Raw genomic sequence first — 20489 nt, forward strand, 5'->3', positions numbered from 1 at the left:
CAGATGCGCGCGGGATGGCAGGTGCGCGCGGGACGGCGGCGATCAGGTCGAAGCCGCGTTCCGTGACGCGCCCTTGCGCCAAGACTATTTTCCCTGTTTGACCGGCATTTGGCGGTGTTCCCTGCTCATCCGCCACCTGTTCAGACAGCTCGCGAGGGCGGTCTTGCGCGGAAAGAGTTTGCGCTCCGGCTCATCCTGAATGCTCTGCGGAACAAAATTCTCGCAATTCTCACGCGCCTTCTCTTCCGAGTCGATGGAGTTCAACCTGGACGTGCCGCATGACAGCACGGGAATAGGTTGGCAATTGAGCGCCCCTGCTTTCGACCAGTCGCAGGAATACGATCCGGCTCCGGAGATTCCGGCGACATCGGGCTTTGTTGGCGGGCTCTGAGGCTTCAGCCCGGCGTTCGGCGCGTTATCCTCCAACTTCGGGGGAGAGGTTTGCGCGACGCCCTGATCTTCGGCGCCAACCGGTTTCGCCTGCCTCGGAGTTTCCTGCTCCGGGGGACGAGCGACATGAGTCGCAGTAGAGTTTTTTTGCGCCGCGGCGAGCCCCAGCTGGTTGCTTTTCCGCCATTTCGTCATGCAGGTTACGATGGCGTTCCTGCGGGGAAAGAGTTTCCGCCCGGGATCGTCCTTGACGCGGTCCGGTATCTGCGACTCGCAATAGAAATGCGCCATCGATTCCGAGCCTCCGCGCAAGGGAACCGGCGAACCGCACGGCAGCAGGGGCGTCGGATTGCAAGTGATCCCACCATCTTGCGTCTGATCGCAAAGAAAGGACCCAGGTTCGGCAACGCCCGTAACATGGGAGGCGTCCTGCGCGATCGGGGATTGCGTCTGTGCAAAGGCCGGCGCCGCGAACGTGAGGACCGAGGCGACGATGACAACACGCAACGCCGCATCGCCCTTAGGCACGGTTGCTGGACTTTTATCTTCAGGTGATGCGCACATTTCAATTTTACCGATGATCCGTTCTCCCGCAAACCGCAATCGTTTTGTTTAGTCGTCTTCACGGGCGCGTCGCCCCGGAGCGGCGGGCTTTGACCTTATAGCCGCGCCATTGGTTCTCCGAAACATCCTGCGGGTCAAACCGGCGCAACCGGGGCCATCGGCCGTTCTCCGGCCGCAATGCGGCAAAGCGTCTCGCGCATCGCCGCCGCGGGTTCTGGCTTGCCGATCAGGAAACCTTGCGCGTAGGCGCAACCGAAAGATTGCAACAGCGCGAATTGCTCTTTCGTCTCGACGCCCTCCGCGATGCAATCCATCTTCAAGATCCGGCAGACATGCAAGATAGCCTCAAAGAGGCTCCGTGACCGGAGATCCTGCGCGATTTCCTTCGTCAGACGGCGGTCGATCTTGATGTCGGCGAAGGGAAACGAGCGTAGCGTGACGAGGCTCGAGGAGCCGGTGCCGAAACCGTCGAGAGTGAGCCCCACGCCAAGATCCCGCAGCGACGACAGGGTGGCGCTCATCCCCGGCGTATCCTCGGACAACTGGCTTTCAGCAATCTCAAGCTTCAGCCGCGACGCCGGCAATTGCGTATTGACGAGGAGATCGCGCAACTCCTGCACAATTTCGCCGCGGCGCAATTGCGGGGGAGCTATGTTCACGGACAAAGCGATGGGCGCCGGCCAGGCCGCGACTTCCCGACAGGCGGTCTCCATCACCCATTGTCCGAGTTCGACGATCAGCCCGGTCCGTTCGGCCAGGGGAATAAAGCTGTCAGGGTAGATCAGTCCCTTGACCGGATGGCGCCAGCGAACGAGCGCCTCGACCCCCACGATCCTTTGCGCGCGCACTTCCCAGATCGGCTGATAGGCAATCTCGAACTGGCGCTCCTGCAGCGCAAACTGCAAGGAGCTTTCGAGGATCATCTCATCCTGATTCTTGACGTCCAGAACCTCGTCGTAGACGCAGCACGCGTCGCGGCCGATCGCTTTGGCGCGATACAATGCAAGGTCCGCCAGATCCAGCAGTTGATCAGGAGCGCCGGCATGGATGGGATAGCAGGCGATTCCGATCGAGACGCCGATGATCGCCTTGCCTTGCGATAGAAGGTACGGGTTGCGGACCGCTCCGCGCAGCCGCTCCGCGGTGTTTACGGCCGCCTCAAGGCTTGAAAGGTCCGGTATGACGACCGCGAATTCATCCCCGCCGACGCGGGCGAGCGTGTCGCTTGCGCGCATCTCCTGCCGCATGCGGTTTGCGACGATCTTTAAAAGTTCGTCGCCGGCAGAGTGACCCAGCGTGTCGTTGACCAGCTTGAAGCGGTCGAGGTCGAGAAATAGCACCGCGATGTGTGAGCCGGTGCGGGTCGCTTTGGCGATCGCGTCGCCGAGCCGCTCCTCGAACAATGCGCGGTTCGGCAAGCAGGTCAGAACGTCGTGATGCGCGGCGTAGATGATCTTCTCTTCCGCCTGGGAGCGTTCAGTGATGTCGGTATAGGTCTGAACAACGCCGCCGCCCTGCAACGGCACGCTGCGCATTTCGAGGACAGTTCCGTTGGGACTGCGCAATTCGCACGAGTGTGGATGGTCGAGGCGGGCGTCCCCCCTGGGGACAGCCCTGATATTCTCGCCCGTTTCCGCGCGCTCCAGATGCTTGCGCTGATACTCGATCACGTCGTCAAAAGGCGCGCCTTCACGCACGAGCGACGAAGGCAAATCCAATAGCCGCTTGGCGCTCTCGTTGACGACGCCCACTGTGCGTTCTGGGGTCGTCATGATGAGACCCTGATCCATATTCGCCAGAGTGGTCTCCAGCATGGTGGACTTTTTTTGCAGGGCGTCCTGCACCGCTTCCAGCTTGCGGAACTGCGTCATCACCGCCCGGCCGCTCAGGATTGCGAGAACGAGGCCGATCGCGACCGCGGAAAGCGAGGCGCCAATGAGCAGTCCCCGCACCGAACGGACGCGATCCAGCATGGACGCGACGGCCGTCTGCTCCGATTTCAAAGCGCGCGCGTGCTCCACGGCGGCGGCGCCCAACGCGCTTTCGCTCGCGGCGTTCAGTTCGGTGGAGAGGCGCCGCAGATCGTCGTCCGCCCGGATCACGCTCTGAAGCGACTGATCGTAAACGGAAAGTGGTTTTGCGAGGGTGGTCAGAAGCTGCTTGATACGATGATTTTCCCGGAGCAGGACGCCGAGTTCGTCGGCCCCTTTAGGCAAGGTCGCGAGCGCGCCCCTGGCGACGTCGAGATCTTCGGGGCTCCGCGAGGCGAGGAATCGTAAAGCCGCCCGGTCGGCCTCATGGAAGGTTGCTCCCAATCGCATTCCGCGGCGGATCTTCTCCGCATCCGTCTCGCGCTGCAACGCGTCTTCGATGGCGGAGGTGATCGAATGAATTTCCGCCCCGGCGGACTGCATGCGCTCGATGCTGGCTCGCCGCAGTTCGACGGCCGCGAAGGTGCTGTCGGCGCCGCCGCGGTAACGGCGCGCGAGTTCGACGAGGCCGCCGTCGTCGGACCGCCCTCGCGTCATCCGTTCGATCGCCGCATCAAGTCCTGTGACGCCGCCTTGAGCGGCCTTTTGATCGGCGGCGCTCGCCGACAAAGCGTATTGCGCCATAAACGCATGCGCGTCGCTGACCTGCAGGGAGACCGCGGTGGCGGCCTCGGCTCTCTCTGTGTCTTCCCGGACAAGGGTTGCGCCGACCTCGACCGGTTCGATCAGCCAGACCGCCACACCCGCGAGCGCCACAAGGAGGATCAGGAGAACCAGGAAACCGATCGTGATCCGCCTGCGGATTGAAGACGCGAGCGCGCCGTTCGTTGCTTCCTCCATCATGTCGCTGTCATTCTTTCGAAAACTCTCGAGGCGATCCTGCGGCGATTTCATTCAATGAACCAGTCATGTGGGCAATGAACCAGTCATGTGCGTTCGGAGTCTGAAACGGGACGGTTGAGCGCGAAGCCTCTTTTAAGAAAGCAGCGGCGTCGAGATTCGGCGGCAAGCCGGCAGGCGCGGCCTGATGCCAGTCCGGCGCTGCGGCGTCGCCTGCCGTACTTGTTCTTTTATCGCCGATCCGCTTGACCGATCGCGAAGTCTCCGGCGCCTAAGCGCTTCAAATCTACCTTATATATAGAAGAGTTTCAGACTCTCTACTGAAATCAACCCAGTAAAACTCAAGCTCTCATAAAGCCTTAATCAAGGAATTGTCTAAAATTGCTTTGCCGATCTTTTATATAGTTTCTTACACTTGTCTCGAATGAGGCCTTGAATAATAATCAAATTATGCGAATCGTCAACATAAACTCAGGCGGCGTAACCCGGGGAAGCCGATGGCGAATCGAGGCCGTCGCTTGACGCGAGTTTCGACCGCGGAGGCCCGAAAGATCACGCCGAACGTCATCGGCGAAGCGTCGCCCTTGCCGCGAATTCTCGCGGCGTCCGGACTCCCGCCGACGGCTGAATTGCTCTATTCGTCCGGGCGGACCCTCGCGCGAACATGTGACGGAGCCAACTCGCGCGGCGGCCGATCGGCGCCATCGGTGTTGAAATCAGGATAACGCACGGCATGCTGTACTGGATCTATGATTATCCGAGCTGGCTGATCGGCTGCCTGTTCGTTGCGGTTTTTGTGGCGACGACCTGGGCCGGAATTTTTCTGACCCGCCGGACGGTTCATTCCTGGATCCACAGGGAGCCGCGCGCGAACGAAATGGTCGGCTTCGCGCTGTCCAGTTTCTTTGTGCTGTTCGGCCTGCTCCTCGGCCTGCTTGCCGTCGCGACCTATCAGAACTACGCTACCGTCAGCGACGTCGTCGATAAGGAGGCCTCCAGCATCGCGGCTCTCCATCGCGACTTCGGCGCCTATCCGGCGCCGCTCAATGCCGAATTGCAGTCCGATCTGCGCGAATATACCCGCTACACGATCGAGGAGGGTTGGTCGCTACAGCGCAAGGGGATTGTTCCCTCGGGCGGGACCGACCGCATGAATGCGCTCGCAAAGCCTCTGTACGCCTTCGAGCCGACCAAAAAAAGCCAGGAGATCATCCACGCGGAGACGCTGCGGCAGTTCAATCATCTGATCGAAATTCGCCGGTCGCGCCTTGCGGATGTGACCGTTGGCTTGCCCGCGATCTTGTGGTGGGTCGTCGCGTTCGGCGCGCTCATGAACATCATCCTGATCTGGATGCAGGACATGGAGATTCATGTTCATCTGATTCTCGGCGCGATTCTCGCGTCGATTCTCGGAGCCGTGATCTTCCTGACCGCGGCGTTGGACAATCCGTTTCGCGGTCTGGTTAGCGGGCCGCCCGATTCGATCGAGCTCGTGTACAACACGTTGATGAAGCCGTAGACCATCGCCGCGCCGGCCAAGACCGCGCCCGAGATGATCAATGCAGGTTCGGCGACGGCGCCTGCGCCGTCTGAATACAGTGAAGCGGGACAAACGAATCCGGTGAAAAGGCGATTGTTCGCGAACTCGATCGGATAATGGAAAAGGCTGGATTGTGGGAGCGGGCGCATTGGACTTAGCTGGTCTTCCCTCGATCAAAGCCCTCCTGCTCGACATCGACGGCGTGATTTGCGTTGGGGGCCGAGCCTTGCCGGGTTCGATCGACGCGGTCCGCAGGCTGGGCGCATTGCGGATTCCGCTGAAATTCGTCACCAACACGACCCGCCGGCCGCGCCGCCGGATCGTCGAGGATCTTGCGCTGCTTGGGCTCGCCGCCTCGCAAGCGGACGTGCTGACTCCCTCGGCGATGGCGCGGGACTTTCTGACGAGTCGGAAACTGGCGCCTTTTCTGGTGACGCATCCGGATCTGCGGGAGGATTTCGCCGGCCTCGAGCCTGGAGCGGCCGAAGCTGTCGTCGTCGGCGACGCCGGCGAATTCTTCACTTACGATCTCCTGAACGAGGCTTATCGGAAACTCGTTCATGGCGCCGATTTTCTCGCTCTCGCCAAAAACCGCAACTTCCTTGATCGCGATCACGAATTGAGCCTCGACGCCGGTCCGTTCGCGGCGGCGCTGGAATTTGCGTCGGGCAGAACCGCGACCGTCCTTGGCAAGCCGGCTTCGGCGTTTTTCCTGCGCGCGGTCGAAGACCTCGGATGCGCGCCGAGCGAGGCCGTGATGATTGGCGATGACGCGGAAGCCGATGTCGGAGGCGCCATGGCGGCCGGTCTCAAGGGCGTTCTCGTGCGCACCGGAAAATATCGCACGGGGCAGGAGGATCTGCTTGCGGCGAGGCCAACCTTCGTCGCCGATAACCTTGAGGCGGCGGTTGAATGGTTGTTGGGTTGAGCCCGTCGGAACGGGGCCTCGCCGCTGAAGGACGGCGCCTTCGACTTGACGCCCGGCAGTTTCGCGGCGACTTTGGATGAGCGACGGGGGCGGCCAGTGACGCGCACATCGACGGCGATCGGCGTTCGATCGGCCAGCGCGGCGGCCGCGCTGATGTTGGCGGCCACGATGTTTTTGCCCAAGGCGGAAGCGGCTGCGCTCACGCAAAAAAGCGTGATGGACGCCCTTCCCAAATTGGAGGCGCTCGCCAACAAGCTCGTCGAGCGTAAATCAGGACCGGGCGAATCAGGTTCGGACAAGTCCGTCCCCGGCCTTTCGGTCGCCGTCGTCTTCCAGAACAAGCTCGTCTATCTCAAGGGCTTCGGGCTTCGCGAAATTGGGAAACCGGAACGGGTCGACGCGGACACCGTCTTCCAGCTGGCGTCTTTGTCGAAGCCGATCACTTCGACGATCGTCGCCGCGATGATCGGCAAAGACATCGCCTCCTGGGATGCGAAGATCGCCGATCTCGACCCAGGCTTTCGCCTGGCCGACCCCTATCCGACGTCCGAACTGACCTTGACGGACCTCTTCGCCCATCGCAGCGGCCTGCCCGGCGATGCGGGCAACGAACTCGAAGCAATCGGCTATGACCGCGCCGAGATCCTGCGCCGACTTCGATTCGTCCCTCCGGCGAGCAGCTTTCGAGCGGGTTATTCCTATAGCAATTTCGGGTTCACCGAGGGCGGCGCCGCCGCCGCCAGGGCAGTGGGAAAACCCTGGGAAGAGGTCGCCGAGGACAAGCTGTTCAAGCCGCTTGGAATGACTTCGACCAGCGCGCGTTACGCCGATTTTGTGAACCGCTCCAATCGCGCCGCCCTGCATATATTGGACGGCGGCCAGTGGCGGGCGGCGGTCAAAAGGCGGCCGGATGCGCAGGCGCCGGCCGGCGGCGTCAGCTCGACGGCGCGCGATCTCGCCAAATGGATGCTGCTTGAACTCGATTACGCAAACGGCCGCGCCGCCGCCATTCCCATCAATCCGGAGGCGATCGCGCGCACGCACGCGCCCCTGATCGATCGAGGCAAGAATCCGGTCACCGGGGCCGCCTCGTTTTACGGTCTCGGCTGGAACGCCGAGTTCGGCGCCCGTGGCCCCGAATGGGGTCATGCGGCCGCCTTCAGCGCGGGGGCGCGAACGCTGGTGAAACTCAGCCCCGGTGCGGACCTCGGGATCGTGGTGCTCGCGAACGCCTTTCCGACCGGCGCGCCGGAAGGGCTCGCGGATTCCTTCTTCGACCTCGTGTTCGACGGCCGCGTCGGCGAGGACTGGTTCTCGAAGTGGAACCGGCTGTTCGCCTCGATGTTCGACCAGGGCGCCGCGGCGGGCGCCGTCTACGAGAAAGCCGCCTCTCCGCAATCGCAAGCGCTTCCTTTTTCCGCCTACGCAGGACGCTACGCCAACGACTTTATCGGCGAGGCCGTCGTCCTGGAGGAGGGCGGCGGCCTTGTTCTGCGGCTCGGGCCAAGCCTCGATGCGAGCTTTCCGCTGACGCATTTTGATCGCGACAGCTTCTTTTTCCGCCCCGCCAAGGACACGCCGAACCTGTCGGGCGCCGCCTTCGAAATCGGCCCGGACCAAAAGGCGGGCCAGATGACCATCGGCGATTTCAACGGCTTCGGAATGGGTGTACTGAAGCGAACCGCGAAATGATGAACGAGCGGCGCGAGCAAGTCGGCGAGGATTGAGCGGCGAAGACCCCGCATCCGCTGTCGTCATGCGTCGCCGGGATCGACGAATATACTTTGAGCTCAATGGATTAAGCATTTGCGGAACAGCCGGGCGGCATTATCACGCGAACAAATTTTAGCGATGCCGGAAATATCGGGTAAACACACCCGCGAGAACCCCTCGCCGTCGACCGATCCGGAAACGTCAGTGACCGAAGAGCGCACCGAAACGTTCAGTTACCGTCAGTTGAACAAGTCGTTCATTGAATTGGCGGTCCACATCGGATTCATCGGTCTCCTCGTCTCATGGACTTTCGTTCTCATCCATCCGTTCATCCCGATCATCATGTGGAGCGTGGTGCTGACCGTCGCGCTTTATCCGCTGTTTGACTGGCTTGCGGCGCTGCTGAGAGGCCGGCGGGGATTGGCGGCGGCGCTGATGACCGTGCTTGGCCTCCTCGTCGTGATCGGACCCGTCACCTGGCTGGGGCTTGGGCTGATCGACGGATTGAAGTCGTTGATCGAGCAGCTCGATTCCGGGAAACTGTCGATTCCCCCGCCCTCGCAATCGGTCCGTGACTGGCCCTTCATAGGGCAGCAGGTCTATGAGTTCTGGACGCTCGCCTCGACCAATATTCGCAGCGCGGTGACTTATCTTGTGCCGGAACTGAAGCCGCTTGGACAGATTTTGCTGGATATGGCGAGCAATGCCGGCACCTGGACGCTGACCTTTCTCGTCGCTGTGATCATTTCGGGATTCTTGTTTTCGCCCGGACCGCTTCTCGTCGCGGCGATCAAGAAACTCGCCCACAAGATCGACGCCGCGCATGGCGAGAGGTTCGTCAAACTGTCCGGCGCGACAATCCGGGCGGTGTCGCGCGGGGTGATCGGCACGTCGCTGCTTCAGGCGATCGTCGGCGGGATTGGAATGGCGGTCGCCGGAGTTCCCGGCGGAAGCCTTTTGACCCTCGCGATCCTGGTTCTCGGCATCATCCAGATCGGTCCCGTGATGGTTGTCGCGCCGCTTCTCGTCTGGAGCTGGACCACGATGCCGACGACGCATGCGCTCGCGTTCACGGCCTGCATGGCGGTGGTGAGTTTCATCGATAATTTTCTGAAGCCGTTCGTCCTGGCGCGCGGGCTGACGACCCCGACCCTGGTGACCCTCATCGGCGTCATCGGCGGCGTTCTCGCCCATGGAATTGTCGGCCTTTTCGTCGGCCCTGTCGTGCTCGCGGTCGCCTGGGATCTCCTGAACGCCTGGATCGGCGAGAGCAAGGCCTCGGTTTAGCGCCGCCCCGGGCCAGAGCATATTCCGATTGGATTGAACCAATCCAATCGACAAGAATATGCTCAAGCATTTGACTCTGGAGCGATTTCTGATCGATCGCATGACTTCATGCGATCGGAAAACGCTCTATTGCCGGTGAACCAGCACCGGAATCCTGGAGTGCGTCAGAACCTTGACCGTCTCGCTGCCGAGCACGAGGGCGGCGACGCCGCGACGACCATGCGAGGCCATGACGATGAGGTCGCAGCCCTTGGACGCGGCGGCGTCGATGATGCCCTGATAGGGGTGCTCATGTTCGACGTGGATCGTTTCGCAGGCGACGCCGGCCGCCTTCGCCACTTGCGCCGCGGCGGCGAGAATTTTCCCGGTGTGTTCGCGCATGCGCGCTTCATAGAGCGCGGGCGTATCCTCGACCATCTCCGCATTGGCGGTGAAGATGCGAAACGGCGCCACGACCGTCAGCACAATCACTTTCGCCCCGATCTCCTTGGCGAAGGCGACGCCATGTTCAACAGCCTTCCCGGCGAGTTCCGATCCGTCCGTGGGAATCAGGATATTGGCGTACATCGTCGTCTCCCCATTCAAGGCCTCTCCCCATTAAGGGCCTGCGGTCAACTCAACGCCGATAGAGATCGCATGTCTCGGAGGGCGGTTAAATGGGTGAATCGACCCGCGCCGGTTTTTCTTGAATGCGATCGCGAGGGCGCCCTTTCAGCGTCAGCGCCGCGCGCCAGGTTAGTGACTAAAATTGATTGACGATATTTGACTATATGTACGAATCATGACAAAACAAAAGCGCTGCGGTTCTTCCGCGGCTTTTCCTCCCAGACTTGGCCGTCGGCACTCGCGCCGGCGGCTTTTCGCTAGGAGGTTTCGCGACCGACGCGGCGACGGCTATCGAAGTTCGCGCATTCCAGCGCTGGAAAGATTATCGCCGCCAGCCCTGGATCGTAGCCGGGCCCAGCCGGCGCCGACAACTCCGTATCTTCGGCATTTCGAGACATCCGCTGCAGCAAAGCAACACTTCCCAGAAATAGTTCGCAACTCGCCGGAAAGCGCGCTGCGCTTGGCGCCCGCTCGGTATAATCATCGGCGAAGCCTTTGTTTCGACTCTGGATCGCGCCGCCATGAAACATGCCTTGCTCACGTCCGCCGCGCTCGTTTTGATGGAAGCCGCGGGCCAGAGTTTCGCCGCCGACTTGCCCGCCCCAATCGCGCCGCCGGTGTTCACCTGGACCGGCCTTTATGTCGGGTTCAACAGTGGTTTCTCCTGGAGGAATAGCGCGAACATTAATACCGCCACGAACAATGTGCTGGACGCCGGCCTCATTCCCGGACAATGGGGCGCCGCCTCCGCCCAAGGCGCGACGGGAATTGTCAGCAGCCGCCTCAACGGTTTCATGAGCGGCGGGCAGGCCGGGTACAATTGGCAATTCTCTGACAAATTCGTCGCCGGGCTCGAAGCGGACATCCAGGCCGGCGGCGTGAACGGCGGGGGCGGCTTTCACAATGTGACCGCGACGGCGCTCGACTCTGCGACCGCGCAAACGAATGTTTCGGTCAATCGAAGACTCGACTATCTCGGCACGGTGCGCGCCCGCCTTGGCTACGCCCTGACGCCGGCCACGCTCGTCTATGCGACAGGAGGCCTCGCTTATGGCGGCGTCGACCTCACCACCACCATCAGGCAGAACCTGTCTCCGTCGCTTCTGTTCTCCAAGGCCGCCAAGGGCGATCTTTACGAGAACCGCGCGGGCTGGACGGTCGGCGCGGGCCTCGAATACGCATTCGCGCCCAACCTCAGCGGCAAGATCGAATATGATTATTATGATCTCGGGACAGCGGGTTCGAACGCCGGCCAGCTCGCCTACACCGATATCGTCACCGGCGCGGTGAGGGTCGCGGACGCGTCTTCCTCATCGACGCGATATAACGGGCACCTCATTCGAGCGGGCCTGAATTACCGGCTTGGAGGTACCGCGCCCAACGCCGCCGATTCTGGCGCGACGCCCCTCTTCGCCGCGCCGCAGTTCATCCCCGCCGCTCCGCCCGCGCCCGGCTGGCAATTCACCCTGACCCCCTATATGTGGGCGATGGGGCTCAACGGGACCACGACCACGCGGGGACAGACGGTCGATACCAATGCCTCCTTCCTCGACATCCTGACCAAGAGCAGCTCGTTTCCGATCGCCTTCATGGGCCATTTTGAGGCGCGCAACGGCCCGATTGCGCTTTATACGGACCTTGTCTTCGCTCAGCTGCGCTTCGCGGGCTCCATGTTGAAGCAGGCGACGCGTTTCCCCGATCTCGCTTTGTCCGTGGACGCCAATGCGCATCTGAGGGCGACGATGGGCATCGTTGAAGCCGGCGGCGCTTACGAACTGGCGCGATGGACCCAGAGCGGCGCGGGGGATTCGTTCACCGCCATCGATGCGCTCGGCGGGTTGCGTTACTGGAATGTCTCGGCGACGATGGGCTTCGACGTGACCGGCTCCGTCGATTCCGATAGTCTCGGCCTCAGCCGCGTCGGTTCGCGGGCGAACGCGAGTTCCGGGTCCATTCAATGGATTGACCCTGTCATCGGATTCCGGCTTCGCCAGCAGGTTGCGGCCGGAGATGAATTCCAGTTCAGGGGCGATATCGGCGGCTTTGGCCTTGGCAGCAAGTTCAGCTGGCAGGCTTTCGGCGGCTATAGCCACGAGTTCAAGCTCGCGGGCCTGACCTTTGCCGGCGTGGTCGGCTATCGCGCGTTATACGCTGATTTTTCCGAAGGCGGCGGGCTCAATCAGAAGGGACTCAACGCGATCCTGCACGGGCCGGTCGCCGGCATTAGCGTCCCGTTCTGACCTTCCGGAGTTTCGAGTTCAGGAGTTTCGAGGTCAGGAGCGGGAGCGCGCCTGCGCCGGCTCGCGGCGAAACACGCGCGGCGAGCCGTCTTCCGCCCGTTCCCTGCCTGTTTATTCCGCCGCGCGCTTGAAATCCGGCAAGGTGCAGCGCGCGTCGGGCTGAGGCCTGAATTCAATGACGTTGGGACGCTCGGCGAAAGGCAGTTTCAGGCTTTTCCACACATCGACGAGACCTTCGACGAGATCGACGATATGGGCGTCCGTGTGCAACGGGCCAGGCGTGATCCGCAGCCGCTCGGTTCCTTTGGCGACCGTCGGATAATTGATCGGCTGGATATAGATCGAGTGACGCTCGAGCAGCATGTCGGTGGCGCGCTTGCAAAGCTCGGCGTCGCCGACGAAGACCGGCACGATATGCGACGAATTGGGCATCACCGGCAGTCCCGCCGCGCTGAGCGCATGTTTGGTCAGCATCGCCTGACGCTGATGCTGGGCGCGAAGTTCGGCGCCCTCCGCCCCTTTCAGGAGCTTGACGGCGGTCCTCGCCGCGGAGGCGACGGCCGGGGGCAGGGCGGTGGTGAAAATGAACGACGGAGAGTAGGAGCGCACCGCGTCGATGATGGCCGCGTCCGCGGCGATATAACCGCCGAGGGCTCCAAACCCCTTGGCGAGCGTTCCTTCGATGACGTCGATCCGGCGCATCACGTCGTCGCGTTCGGCGATGCCGCCGCCGCGCGGGCCGTAAAGGCCAACGGCATGGACCTCGTCCATATAGGTCATGGCGTTGTAACGCTGGGCGAGATCGGCGATGTCCGCGATCGGCGCAATGTCGCCGTTCATGGAGTAAAGGCTCTCGAACACGATGAACTTGGCCCGGGCCGGACCGGCCTCGATCAGCAGTTCCTCGAGGTGGGCGAGATCGTTGTGGCGGAAGATCCGGCGCTCCGCCTTGGAGCGGCGCACGCCCTCGATCATGGAATTATGATTCAATTCATCCGATAGAATCAGGCAATCCGGCAAAAGGTCGCCGATCGTGGAAATCGCGGCGAGATTCGAGATCCAGCCGGAGGTGAAGACCAGCGCCGCGTCCTTCCCGTGCAGGTCGGCCAGTTCGGCTTCGAGTTCGACGAGCGGATGATTGGTGCCGGAGATGTTGCGGGTGCCGCCGGCGCCGACTCCATGACGAACGGCCGCCCGGGACATCGCCTCGATCACCGCCGGATGGCGCCCCATGCAGAGATAATCGTTGGAGCACCAGATCACGACTTCTTCGGCGTGATCGCCGCCGCGCCGCCAGAGGGCGCGGGGAAAGGAGCTAGCGTCCCGGTCAAGGTCGGCGAAGACGCGATAGCGCCGCTCGGTCTTCAATTTTGAAATCGCGTCTTCGAAGAAGCGCTGATAATTCATCTGGGACGTTTCCGGTGACAAGCGGCGGAAAGAAAACAGAAAATAGCCCGGCGGCTCGTTCTTGCTTGAGCGCGACGAGTTGCGATCAGACAGCACTACACTTTTTTTGTCCGGTCAAGAAGCGGCTTTTGCGCGCACCGGCTGCTTTGACCCTCAAGAAAAAAATTCCTCTTTACGATCCGGCGCGGGCGGACGAGCCGAAAACGTGCGAAGTCTCTTTCAACGTGCGAAGTCGCTTCCAACGTGCGAAGTCGCTTCCAACGTGCGAAGACGCTTTCCCGGCGAATCTGGATCGAAATCACTTCGCCGAGCGTCAAATCCAGCCGCGGCTTTGAATCATGCGCATTCTTGTCACCGGCAGCGCCGGATTTATCGGGTTCCATCTGAGCAGACGCCTCATCGAAGAGGGGCACGAGGTCGCGGGAGTCGACGGGTTCACCCCCTATTACGATCCTGTCCTCAAGCGCCGGCGCCAGCAGATCCTGCTCGAGAGCCCGGCTTTCCGCGGTCACGAAATTTTGCTCGAGGATTTCGCCGCCATGGAGCGGGTTTATGGCTCGGGCTTCGACGCCGTCTATCATTTCGCCGCGCAGGCGGGCGTCCGCTACAGCCTTGAAAACCCGCGCGCCTATCTCGACGCGAACCTTTGCGGGACGTTCAACCTCCTGGAACTGATGCGGCGCTCGCCGCCCCGCCACGCCCTGATGGCCTCGACCTCCTCCGTCTACGGCGCCAACGCGAAAATTCCTTTCCGGGAGACTGACCGCGCTGATCATCCGCTCACGTTTTACGCCGCCTCAAAGAAAGCCAATGAGGAAATGGCGCATTCCTACAGCCATCTTTTTGGAATTCCGGTCACGATGCTGCGCTTTTTTACGGTCTACGGCCCCTTCGGCCGGCCCGATATGGCGCTTTTCAAGTTCGCCGCCGCCCTGTTCGCGGGCAAACCGGTCGATATCTACAATCACGGGAATATGAAGCGCGACTTCACATATGTCGGGGATCTCGTCGAGGCGATGATTCGGCTGCTGGACGTCGCGCCTTCGACTCCCAACGTCAGGACGGCGCCGCCGCGGGATTTCGACAGCCTATCGCCCGTGGCGCCCTGGCGGGTCGTCAACATCGGCGCGGAAAGGCCCATAGCCCTGATGGATTTCGTCGCCGCGATCGAGGCCGCCACCGGACTGAAGGCGGATTGCAATTTCATGGAGATGCAGCAAGGCGACGTGCCTCTCACCTTCGCCGACACGCAGCTGCTCGCGTTCCTGACCGGGTTCAGCCCTCAAACCTCGATCGCCGACGGCGTCCGGGCCTTCGTCGAATGGTACAGGGACTATTATAAAATCGAGGATACGTAAAAATACATGCGCGGAGCCCGCCCTGGAGCGTTTTCCGATCGCATGAAATCATGCGATTGATCAGAAATCGCTCCAGAGTCAAAGACTTGAGCATAGTCTTGTCGATGGGATGGATTCAATCCCATCGGACTATGCTCTAAAGCCAGCTCCGTCATGCCTTGAGCGAATTGACGCTGACGGCTAGTGCGTCACGGACCCGCGCGCTCGACCGCCCGTGACCCTGCAGGAACATCCTGTTCCAATATAGGACGCGCTGACGAGTTCGCAGGTTCTGGCGGGGGTCGTGCAGAAATTGCCGATCCCTCCGGTGGCGACGCTTCGGCCTGTGACCAACGCTCCTGCCGCCGGCGCCGCATAGGCTACGCTGGGCGCAGCGTATCCGTATGGATAGCTGTTTCCATACGGGTAATCGTATCCGTAGCCATAATCATAGGGGTAGCCGTAATCCCAGGCGCTCGCGAGGCCAAGGCCCAGCCCGACGCCGGCATAGGGCCACCAGGCGCTGTTCCAGCCCCAGCCGTTGTTCCAGCGGCCGCCATTCCAGCCCCAGCCGCGGTTCCACCCGCCAGCATGCCAGCCGGCGTGCCAACCCCAGCCGCCGCGATTCCAGCCGCCGCCATTCCAGCCGCCGACGCGAGCGAAACGCGCCCCGCCGAAGCCCGCGCCAGCGAAGCGCGCCCCGCCGCCAAAATGGCCGCCGAACCCGTGGCCGCCAAAACCGCCCCGCGCCTCGGCGGCGCCGCTCAAGACCAAACCGGCGCCGAACACGGCCGCCGCACATATTGCGCCAAAGCGTTTCATCGATTCCTCCACTTTGCGGGCTCTGCGTCGCGCTTTTGGCGCGCCAAACCCCAAAAAAATCAAGCATCAAAAAAATCAAGCAGCAAATTAACTATGGACCGAACCTTAAACCTTCGCTCTTGGGCGCGAGCGAAAAATCGTTCAATATCGCGTAATATTCATCAAATTTTAATAATAAACACTGGCCGGACCAGCGTCCGGCCAGCTTCGAGTGCTCAATTCAGGGGGTGACGGATCCCCGCGCCCGCCCTCCCTCGACGCGGCAGGAACAGCCGTTGCCGATCATCGAGGCATGGGTCAGTTCGCAGGTTTTCGCTGGCGTCGAGCACGAGGCGCCCATCCCGCCCGCCGCCGCGCTGCGGCCCGTGGTCAGGGGCGGCGCCGTCGGGGCGCCCGCGACCGCGAATCCCGTCCCCGGCAGAGACAGAAGTCCGGTCCCGAACCCGGTTCCAGGGCCATAAGGATAACCGTAGGCGAAATCGTAGCCATAAGTGGGATAGCCGTAGCCATAGCCGGCGTAAGGGCCATTGTAGTCGTAGCTGCTGTAGGGCGAGACGTAATCATAGGCTCCGCTTGCTGCTTCCGTCAGTCCGAGGCCCAGCCCGAGCCCGGAGATCGCGGGCCATGCGCCGCCCTGCCAACCGCCATTGTCCCAGCTTCCGTCATGCCAGCCAGCGCCGTGCGCGCGGCCATGAACACCCTGCTGCGCGGAAGCGGGTCCGGAGGCCAACAGAGCCGAGCCGAGCGCGGCCGCGAGCGTCAATGCGCCAAATCGTTTCATTCGTCTGCTCCTCTTCGGTCCGTGGGCATCCCGACGGCCGTGTGACCTGCAAGCTTCACCGAAACCGGCGTTGTGAGGTAAAACCCCCGTGCGGCGTGATTGTTCCCGTTCGGACGCCGTTGATAAGGATTCTCTTTGCGGAGCGGCGGCCCGGCCTCCATATGTCTTTGGAAGGGCTTTCACGTTCCACCGCGACGTGGGCGTCCCGGCGGCTGGTGCGAGACCAGCATAACGAGAAGAGCTAAACGGAGTATCGCCCGCCATGGCTGATCCCGCCGCGATGAAGGGAGGGTTTGCTTTAGCTCCGCTTCCGGACGGCGAGCCCCGCCTCGAAAAAATCGTGGTGAAATCCGCGCTGGCGACGATGGGCACGCCGGAGCATCTCACCAAATACGAGGAGATCGTCCCGCCAAGCAAGCTCGGCGCCCGCAAACTCATGATGGGAGACGACCCGGCCCTCCCCAAAATGTCCGCCGCGCCGACATTGTTCGAGTTTTTCGAAAAGCGCTTCCAGCCGCTGAACGTCGATCATCTGCTGCAGAGCGCAACCCTCGCCCTGAAATCCGGGATCGGCGAAAAAGGCGTCCTCGCCTGCCTGTTGCACGACATCTCTGTCGCGGGCCTCCTCAACGGCGATCACGGCTATTGGGGCGCGCAGCTGATCGCGCCTTATGTCGACGAGGAGGTTGTCTTCGCCGTGCGGTATCATCAGGCGCTGCGGTTCTTCCCGGACCCGGAGGCGGGCTACGATTATCCGCAGGCCTATATCGATCTCTTCGGCGCGGATTATAAGCCGGAGCCGTACATCAAGGCGGATTACGAATTCGCCCGCGCGCACAAATGGTACGGTTTGGCCCGCATGGTCACATTGAACGATCTCTATTCCTTCCAGCCGGACTCACAAGTGAAGCTGGAGGATTTCACCGACATCGTCGGGCGCCATTTCAGGCAGCCTGTAGAGGGGCTGGGGTTCGACAATTCCCCCGTCGCGCATATGTGGCGGTCGATGATCTGGCCCAGAAATTTTCTTTAATCATCGCCCCGCGGTTGCGGAAAGCGCTCGAGCCCCGTCCTGACGCCGGTCCTCGCGCAGATTCGGCGCTTGTTGACGCCAGAAAACTGCCGAAGAGAACACGCAAATCACATAGGCGGATTTCGACGAGTAATACTCACGTTCAAGCTCTGCGACAACAAGGCGGCAAGTATAAGGTGGCAAGTATAATGCGGTCCAACATCGTATTTGAGGCTCAGGCGAAATTCGATTTGACTTAAACACGGCAATAATTACGCTGCCCGACCGGTCGAAATTCCTTCGGAGCGGGGGGCCTTTATGAACGAAATCCATCGGCGGGAAACAGCGCATAGGGCAAATCTGTCAGGTCCGCTCAGGTCGACGCTGTCGGCTCTTTTCATCATCGCGTCAGCAGTAGTGGCGACGCCAGGCGCGGCGCTGGCCTGGACCGGGCAGCCTTTGGCCTATGTCGCCAATTCCGGCGGCAACACTGTTTCAGTGATCGATACCGGCGACAATTTCGTGGTCAAGTCGATTCCAGTTGGGAAAAATCCGAACTCCGTCGCCGTGTCTTCAGACGGAAGACGCGTCTATGTCTCCAATTCCGGCGACAACACCGTCTCGGTGATCGACGCCTCGGAGCAAACAAACAAGGTCATCGCGAAAATTTCCGTCGCGAGCGCTTGTCCCCTGGCCGTAGCGCCAGACGGCAAGCATGTCTACGTTGTCGGGCGGGGGTCGTTTTGCAATAGTCCTCCCTTCGATTCTGGACCCGCGACCAGTCAGACCGGCGAGGTTTTCGTGATCGATACGGCGGCTCTGTCCGTTACTGCGACGGTGACGATTCCTCCTGTCTGCGCCGGAGAAGAGAATGTCAATTTTAGTCCCTACTCGATCGCCGTGTCCACGGACGGAAAGACGCTCTACACGCCGGGCTACTTTCAGATCGAGGAAACATTTTTCATGCAGTTTTTTGTTCAAGGCGCGGTCGCGGTCATCGACCCCGTCACCCATGCGGCTACCATGAAGGGGATAACGCCCCAGCTTGGAGAATTGGACGCCTTTCCGGCGAGCGGCGCTCCCGTGGCCGTGACCGCCGACGGTCAGCACATCTATGTCGGTTTTACGATCTTCAATGGAGGCATCACCGCCGACGTCTACGATATTCTGTCGGGCGCGATCGTCTGTGATTTTATATGCGGGTGGCCTGAGGCGCTCGCCGTGTCGCCTGATGGAAAAACAATGTATATCAGCGGGATCGGAGGCGGATTCTACGTCACGTCTGTTTTCGACATCGCGACGCGTACGGTGACGGCGACTATTGCGCCCAATTTTGGATCTTTGGCCTTGACGCCGGATGGGACGAAACTCTACGGCGCCAACGCAAACGCCGTTTCGGTGATCAACACCGCCAGCAACTCGATCGTGGGAAACCCCATTCCGGCCGGCCCAGGCGCCGCCGCGATCGCGATCGTCGCGCCGCCACAGAGCGATCCCCCTTTCAAGACCTTCAGGGTTTCGGAGCTCGACATCAAACTGAGCAGCGGATGGCGGGCGGACACGCTTGAGCTTCGCTCCGAGTTCTCGTTGACGAGCGCGGACCGTAAAGGCTTCCACCCGGAATTGGAAACGGTCAAACTGCAGGCGGGCCCCTTTGTCGGCGTCATTCCCGCCAAATCCTTCGTGCGGGGCGCCGACGGGTTTTATACGTATGACGGCCCCGTCGAAGGCGCGGTCAACACCCTTCGCATCAACGCGAAGATCCGGCCGACGGGAACTTTGCGATATGCGTTCGACGCCGCGGCGGGCGGCCTTGAAATGCCGGGTATAACCAATCCGGTGCAGGTCTCGCTCGAGATTGGCGATTACGCCGGCCTCGCCAAACACAGGGCGCATATCGAACGGATCAGCCATCAGGCCGCCAACTGATCGCCTGAGGGGCGGAAGCCATTCGAAGGGCCCGCCCTTCCGGTACGGCTCTTGCTCGGGATGCGTTTTCCCTCGCACCCGGCCAGAGGATGGTATGACAGACGACACTTCCCGCCCCGTCATCGTCGCAAAACGGACGGAAGAGGCCCACAACATGGTCTCGTTCGAACTGGCCGACCCCAACGGCGCGGAGCTTCCCGCCTTTTCCGCCGGATCGCACCTCGATGTGACCGTTCCGGGAGGTCTGACGCGGCAATATTCGCTCTGCAATTCGTCCTCGGAGCGCAACCGCTACGTCATCGGCGTCTGGAACGATCCCAACAGCCGGGGCGGGTCCAAGGCGCTGCATCTGCAGGTGAACGAAGGCGACACGTTGCATGTCGGCCTGCCGCGCAACCGTTTTAGGGTTCCCCGCGGCGCGAAGCGGGCCCTCCTGCTGGCGCGTGGCATTGGCATGACGCCGATCCTCAGCATCGCCGACGAACTGAAATCAAGGGGCATTCCCTTCGAGCTTCATTTTGTTCACGCCATGATGAGCCCCGGATTGTTCCAGGGACTGATCGCCGGGTCGAATTTCGCGGAACATATAAAATACTATTACGAGGCGAGCGAACTAAACCAGCTTCTCGATCCGGCGGCGCTTCTCGGCGACCAGCCTGAGGATACGCAGCTCTTCATCTGCGGCGTCGATTGGTGGCAGGACCCGATCATCAAGACTGCAAAACTGAAAGGTTTCGCCGAAGAACGCATCCATGTCGAACGCTTCACCGCCAAGGTGCCGGACGCCGTGCTCGACAAGGTCTTCGACGTGAAGATCGCCAGCTCTGGCGCCGTCTTTAAAGTTCCCGGCGACAAGACGGTCACAGCCTTCCTCGAGGAAAAGGGCGTGAAAATCCCCACGTCCTGCGAACAGGGCATGTGCGGCGCGTGCCAGACCAAGGTGCTCGAGGGCGACGTCGATCACCGCGACAAGCGGCTGAGCGCGGAACAGCGCGAGGCGGGCTATTTCCTCGCCTGCGTCTCACGCGCCAAGGGCGATCTTCTGGTGCTCGACCTGTAGAATCTCCGCCGCGCGACGACGCTCTTCGCCAATCAGCGGCTA

At 61.6% G+C, this 20489-nt stretch carries 16 protein-coding genes; 9 read left to right on the top strand and 7 right to left on the bottom strand.

Translation table 11 applies throughout. The features are described 5' to 3' along the window. Nucleotides 1-84 precede the first annotated feature (84 nt). Nucleotides 85-897 carry a hypothetical protein gene (locus BM177_RS11645; RefSeq protein ID WP_139223595.1) on the bottom strand — a complete coding sequence of 271 codons (813 nt, stop codon included), beginning with the start codon at nt 895-897 and terminating at the stop codon, nt 85-87. A gap of 191 nt (nt 898-1088) precedes the next feature. Next, on the bottom strand, nt 1089-3788 hold the full coding sequence (locus tag BM177_RS11650; RefSeq protein WP_175492586.1) for a putative bifunctional diguanylate cyclase/phosphodiesterase: 2700 nt from the start codon (nt 3786-3788) through the stop codon (nt 1089-1091). 730 nt (nt 3789-4518) lie between these two features. On the opposite strand from BM177_RS11650, the gene BM177_RS11660 reads away from it, so the two are divergent. From BM177_RS11660 to BM177_RS11675, 4 genes are all read left to right on the top strand, one after another. Then, nucleotides 4519-5304 carry a bestrophin-like domain gene (locus tag BM177_RS11660; RefSeq protein ID WP_091682472.1) on the top strand — a complete coding sequence of 262 codons (786 nt, stop codon included), beginning with the start codon at nt 4519-4521 and terminating at the stop codon, nt 5302-5304. A 169-nt stretch (nt 5305-5473) separates the two neighbouring features. Beyond that, a complete protein-coding gene (locus BM177_RS11665; protein ID WP_091682475.1) occupies nt 5474-6253 on the top strand; it encodes a TIGR01458 family HAD-type hydrolase in 780 nt (259 codons plus the stop codon). 96 nt (nt 6254-6349) lie between these two features. Beyond that, nucleotides 6350-7945, top strand: a complete 1596-nt coding sequence (locus BM177_RS11670) for a serine hydrolase (protein WP_425284392.1) — start codon at nt 6350-6352, stop codon at nt 7943-7945. A gap of 225 nt (nt 7946-8170) precedes the next feature. Continuing rightward, nucleotides 8171-9253 carry an AI-2E family transporter gene (locus BM177_RS11675; RefSeq protein ID WP_244532277.1) on the top strand — a complete coding sequence of 361 codons (1083 nt, stop codon included), beginning with the start codon at nt 8171-8173 and terminating at the stop codon, nt 9251-9253. Nucleotides 9254-9379: 126 nt separating this feature from the next. Here the strand turns inward: BM177_RS11675 and BM177_RS11680 are convergent, their stop codons facing one another. After that, entirely contained in the window at nt 9380-9838 is a 459-nt protein-coding gene (locus BM177_RS11680) for a universal stress protein (RefSeq protein ID WP_342028905.1), read from the bottom strand. 278 nt (nt 9839-10116) lie between these two features. Next, nucleotides 10117-10389: a hypothetical protein gene (locus BM177_RS19515; protein WP_139223596.1), complete on the bottom strand. Its 273-nt coding sequence runs from the start codon at nt 10387-10389 to the stop codon at nt 10117-10119. On the opposite strand from BM177_RS19515, the gene BM177_RS11690 reads away from it, so the two are divergent. After that, complete coding sequence (locus BM177_RS11690; protein WP_091682486.1) at nt 10381-12099, top strand: outer membrane protein; 1719 nt, start codon at nt 10381-10383, stop codon at nt 12097-12099. The genes BM177_RS19515 and BM177_RS11690 overlap by 9 nt on opposite strands. Before the next feature lie 111 nt (nt 12100-12210). On the opposite strand, the gene hemA is transcribed toward BM177_RS11690, so the two are convergent. Then, nucleotides 12211-13506, bottom strand: a complete 1296-nt coding sequence (gene hemA / locus BM177_RS11695) for a 5-aminolevulinate synthase (RefSeq protein ID WP_091682609.1) — start codon at nt 13504-13506, stop codon at nt 12211-12213. A 338-nt stretch (nt 13507-13844) separates the two neighbouring features. Here hemA and BM177_RS11705 point away from each other — a divergent pair, with 338 nt between their 5' ends. Then, the gene (locus BM177_RS11705; RefSeq protein WP_175492587.1) at nt 13845-14864 is read left to right on the top strand and encodes an NAD-dependent epimerase/dehydratase family protein; all 1020 of its coding nucleotides are present in this window, start codon (nt 13845-13847) and stop codon (nt 14862-14864) included. Nucleotides 14865-15044: 180 nt separating this feature from the next. On the opposite strand, the gene BM177_RS11710 is transcribed toward BM177_RS11705, so the two are convergent. Then, a complete protein-coding gene (locus BM177_RS11710) occupies nt 15045-15665 on the bottom strand; it encodes a hypothetical protein (RefSeq protein ID WP_091682612.1) in 621 nt (206 codons plus the stop codon). Nucleotides 15666-15885: 220 nt separating this feature from the next. Continuing rightward, complete coding sequence (locus BM177_RS11715) at nt 15886-16446, bottom strand: hypothetical protein (RefSeq protein WP_139223597.1); 561 nt, start codon at nt 16444-16446, stop codon at nt 15886-15888. Nucleotides 16447-16708: 262 nt separating this feature from the next. Between BM177_RS11715 and BM177_RS11720 the strand changes: the two genes are divergently transcribed. From BM177_RS11720 to BM177_RS11730, 3 genes are all read left to right on the top strand, one after another. Next, nucleotides 16709-17479 carry a hypothetical protein gene (locus BM177_RS11720; protein WP_210185904.1) on the top strand — a complete coding sequence of 257 codons (771 nt, stop codon included), beginning with the start codon at nt 16709-16711 and terminating at the stop codon, nt 17477-17479. A gap of 297 nt (nt 17480-17776) precedes the next feature. After that, nucleotides 17777-19387: a YncE family protein gene (locus BM177_RS11725; protein ID WP_091682496.1), complete on the top strand. Its 1611-nt coding sequence runs from the start codon at nt 17777-17779 to the stop codon at nt 19385-19387. Between the two features lie 94 nt (nt 19388-19481). Next, complete coding sequence (locus BM177_RS11730) at nt 19482-20447, top strand: PDR/VanB family oxidoreductase (protein ID WP_091682499.1); 966 nt, start codon at nt 19482-19484, stop codon at nt 20445-20447. Nucleotides 20448-20489: the final 42 nt, after the last annotated feature.

Source organism: Methylocapsa palsarum, from assembly GCF_900114285.1.
Classification (GTDB): Bacteria; Pseudomonadota; Alphaproteobacteria; order Rhizobiales; family Beijerinckiaceae; genus Methylocapsa; species Methylocapsa palsarum.

What these genes read in the sequence shown, in the direction of transcription:
- BM177_RS11650 (WP_175492586.1), bottom strand. Translation starts at nt 3,788, where the DNA reads ATGATGGAGGAAGCAACGAACGGCGCGCTCGCGTCTTCAATCCGCAGG.
- BM177_RS11660 (WP_091682472.1), top strand. Translation starts at nt 4,519, where the DNA reads ATGCTGTACTGGATCTATGATTATCCGAGCTGGCTGATCGGCTGCCTG.
- BM177_RS11690 (WP_091682486.1), top strand. Translation starts at nt 10,381, where the DNA reads ATGAAACATGCCTTGCTCACGTCCGCCGCGCTCGTTTTGATGGAAGCC.
- BM177_RS19515 (WP_139223596.1), bottom strand. Translation starts at nt 10,389, where the DNA reads ATGTTTCATGGCGGCGCGATCCAGAGTCGAAACAAAGGCTTCGCCGAT.
- hemA (WP_091682609.1), bottom strand. Translation starts at nt 13,506, where the DNA reads ATGAATTATCAGCGCTTCTTCGAAGACGCGATTTCAAAATTGAAGACC.
- BM177_RS11705 (WP_175492587.1), top strand. Translation starts at nt 13,845, where the DNA reads ATGCGCATTCTTGTCACCGGCAGCGCCGGATTTATCGGGTTCCATCTG.
- BM177_RS11710 (WP_091682612.1), bottom strand. Translation starts at nt 15,665, where the DNA reads ATGAAACGCTTTGGCGCAATATGTGCGGCGGCCGTGTTCGGCGCCGGT.
- BM177_RS11715 (WP_139223597.1), bottom strand. Translation starts at nt 16,446, where the DNA reads ATGAAACGATTTGGCGCATTGACGCTCGCGGCCGCGCTCGGCTCGGCT.
- BM177_RS11720 (WP_210185904.1), top strand. Translation starts at nt 16,709, where the DNA reads ATGGCTGATCCCGCCGCGATGAAGGGAGGGTTTGCTTTAGCTCCGCTT.
- BM177_RS11725 (WP_091682496.1), top strand. Translation starts at nt 17,777, where the DNA reads ATGAACGAAATCCATCGGCGGGAAACAGCGCATAGGGCAAATCTGTCA.
- BM177_RS11730 (WP_091682499.1), top strand. Translation starts at nt 19,482, where the DNA reads ATGACAGACGACACTTCCCGCCCCGTCATCGTCGCAAAACGGACGGAA.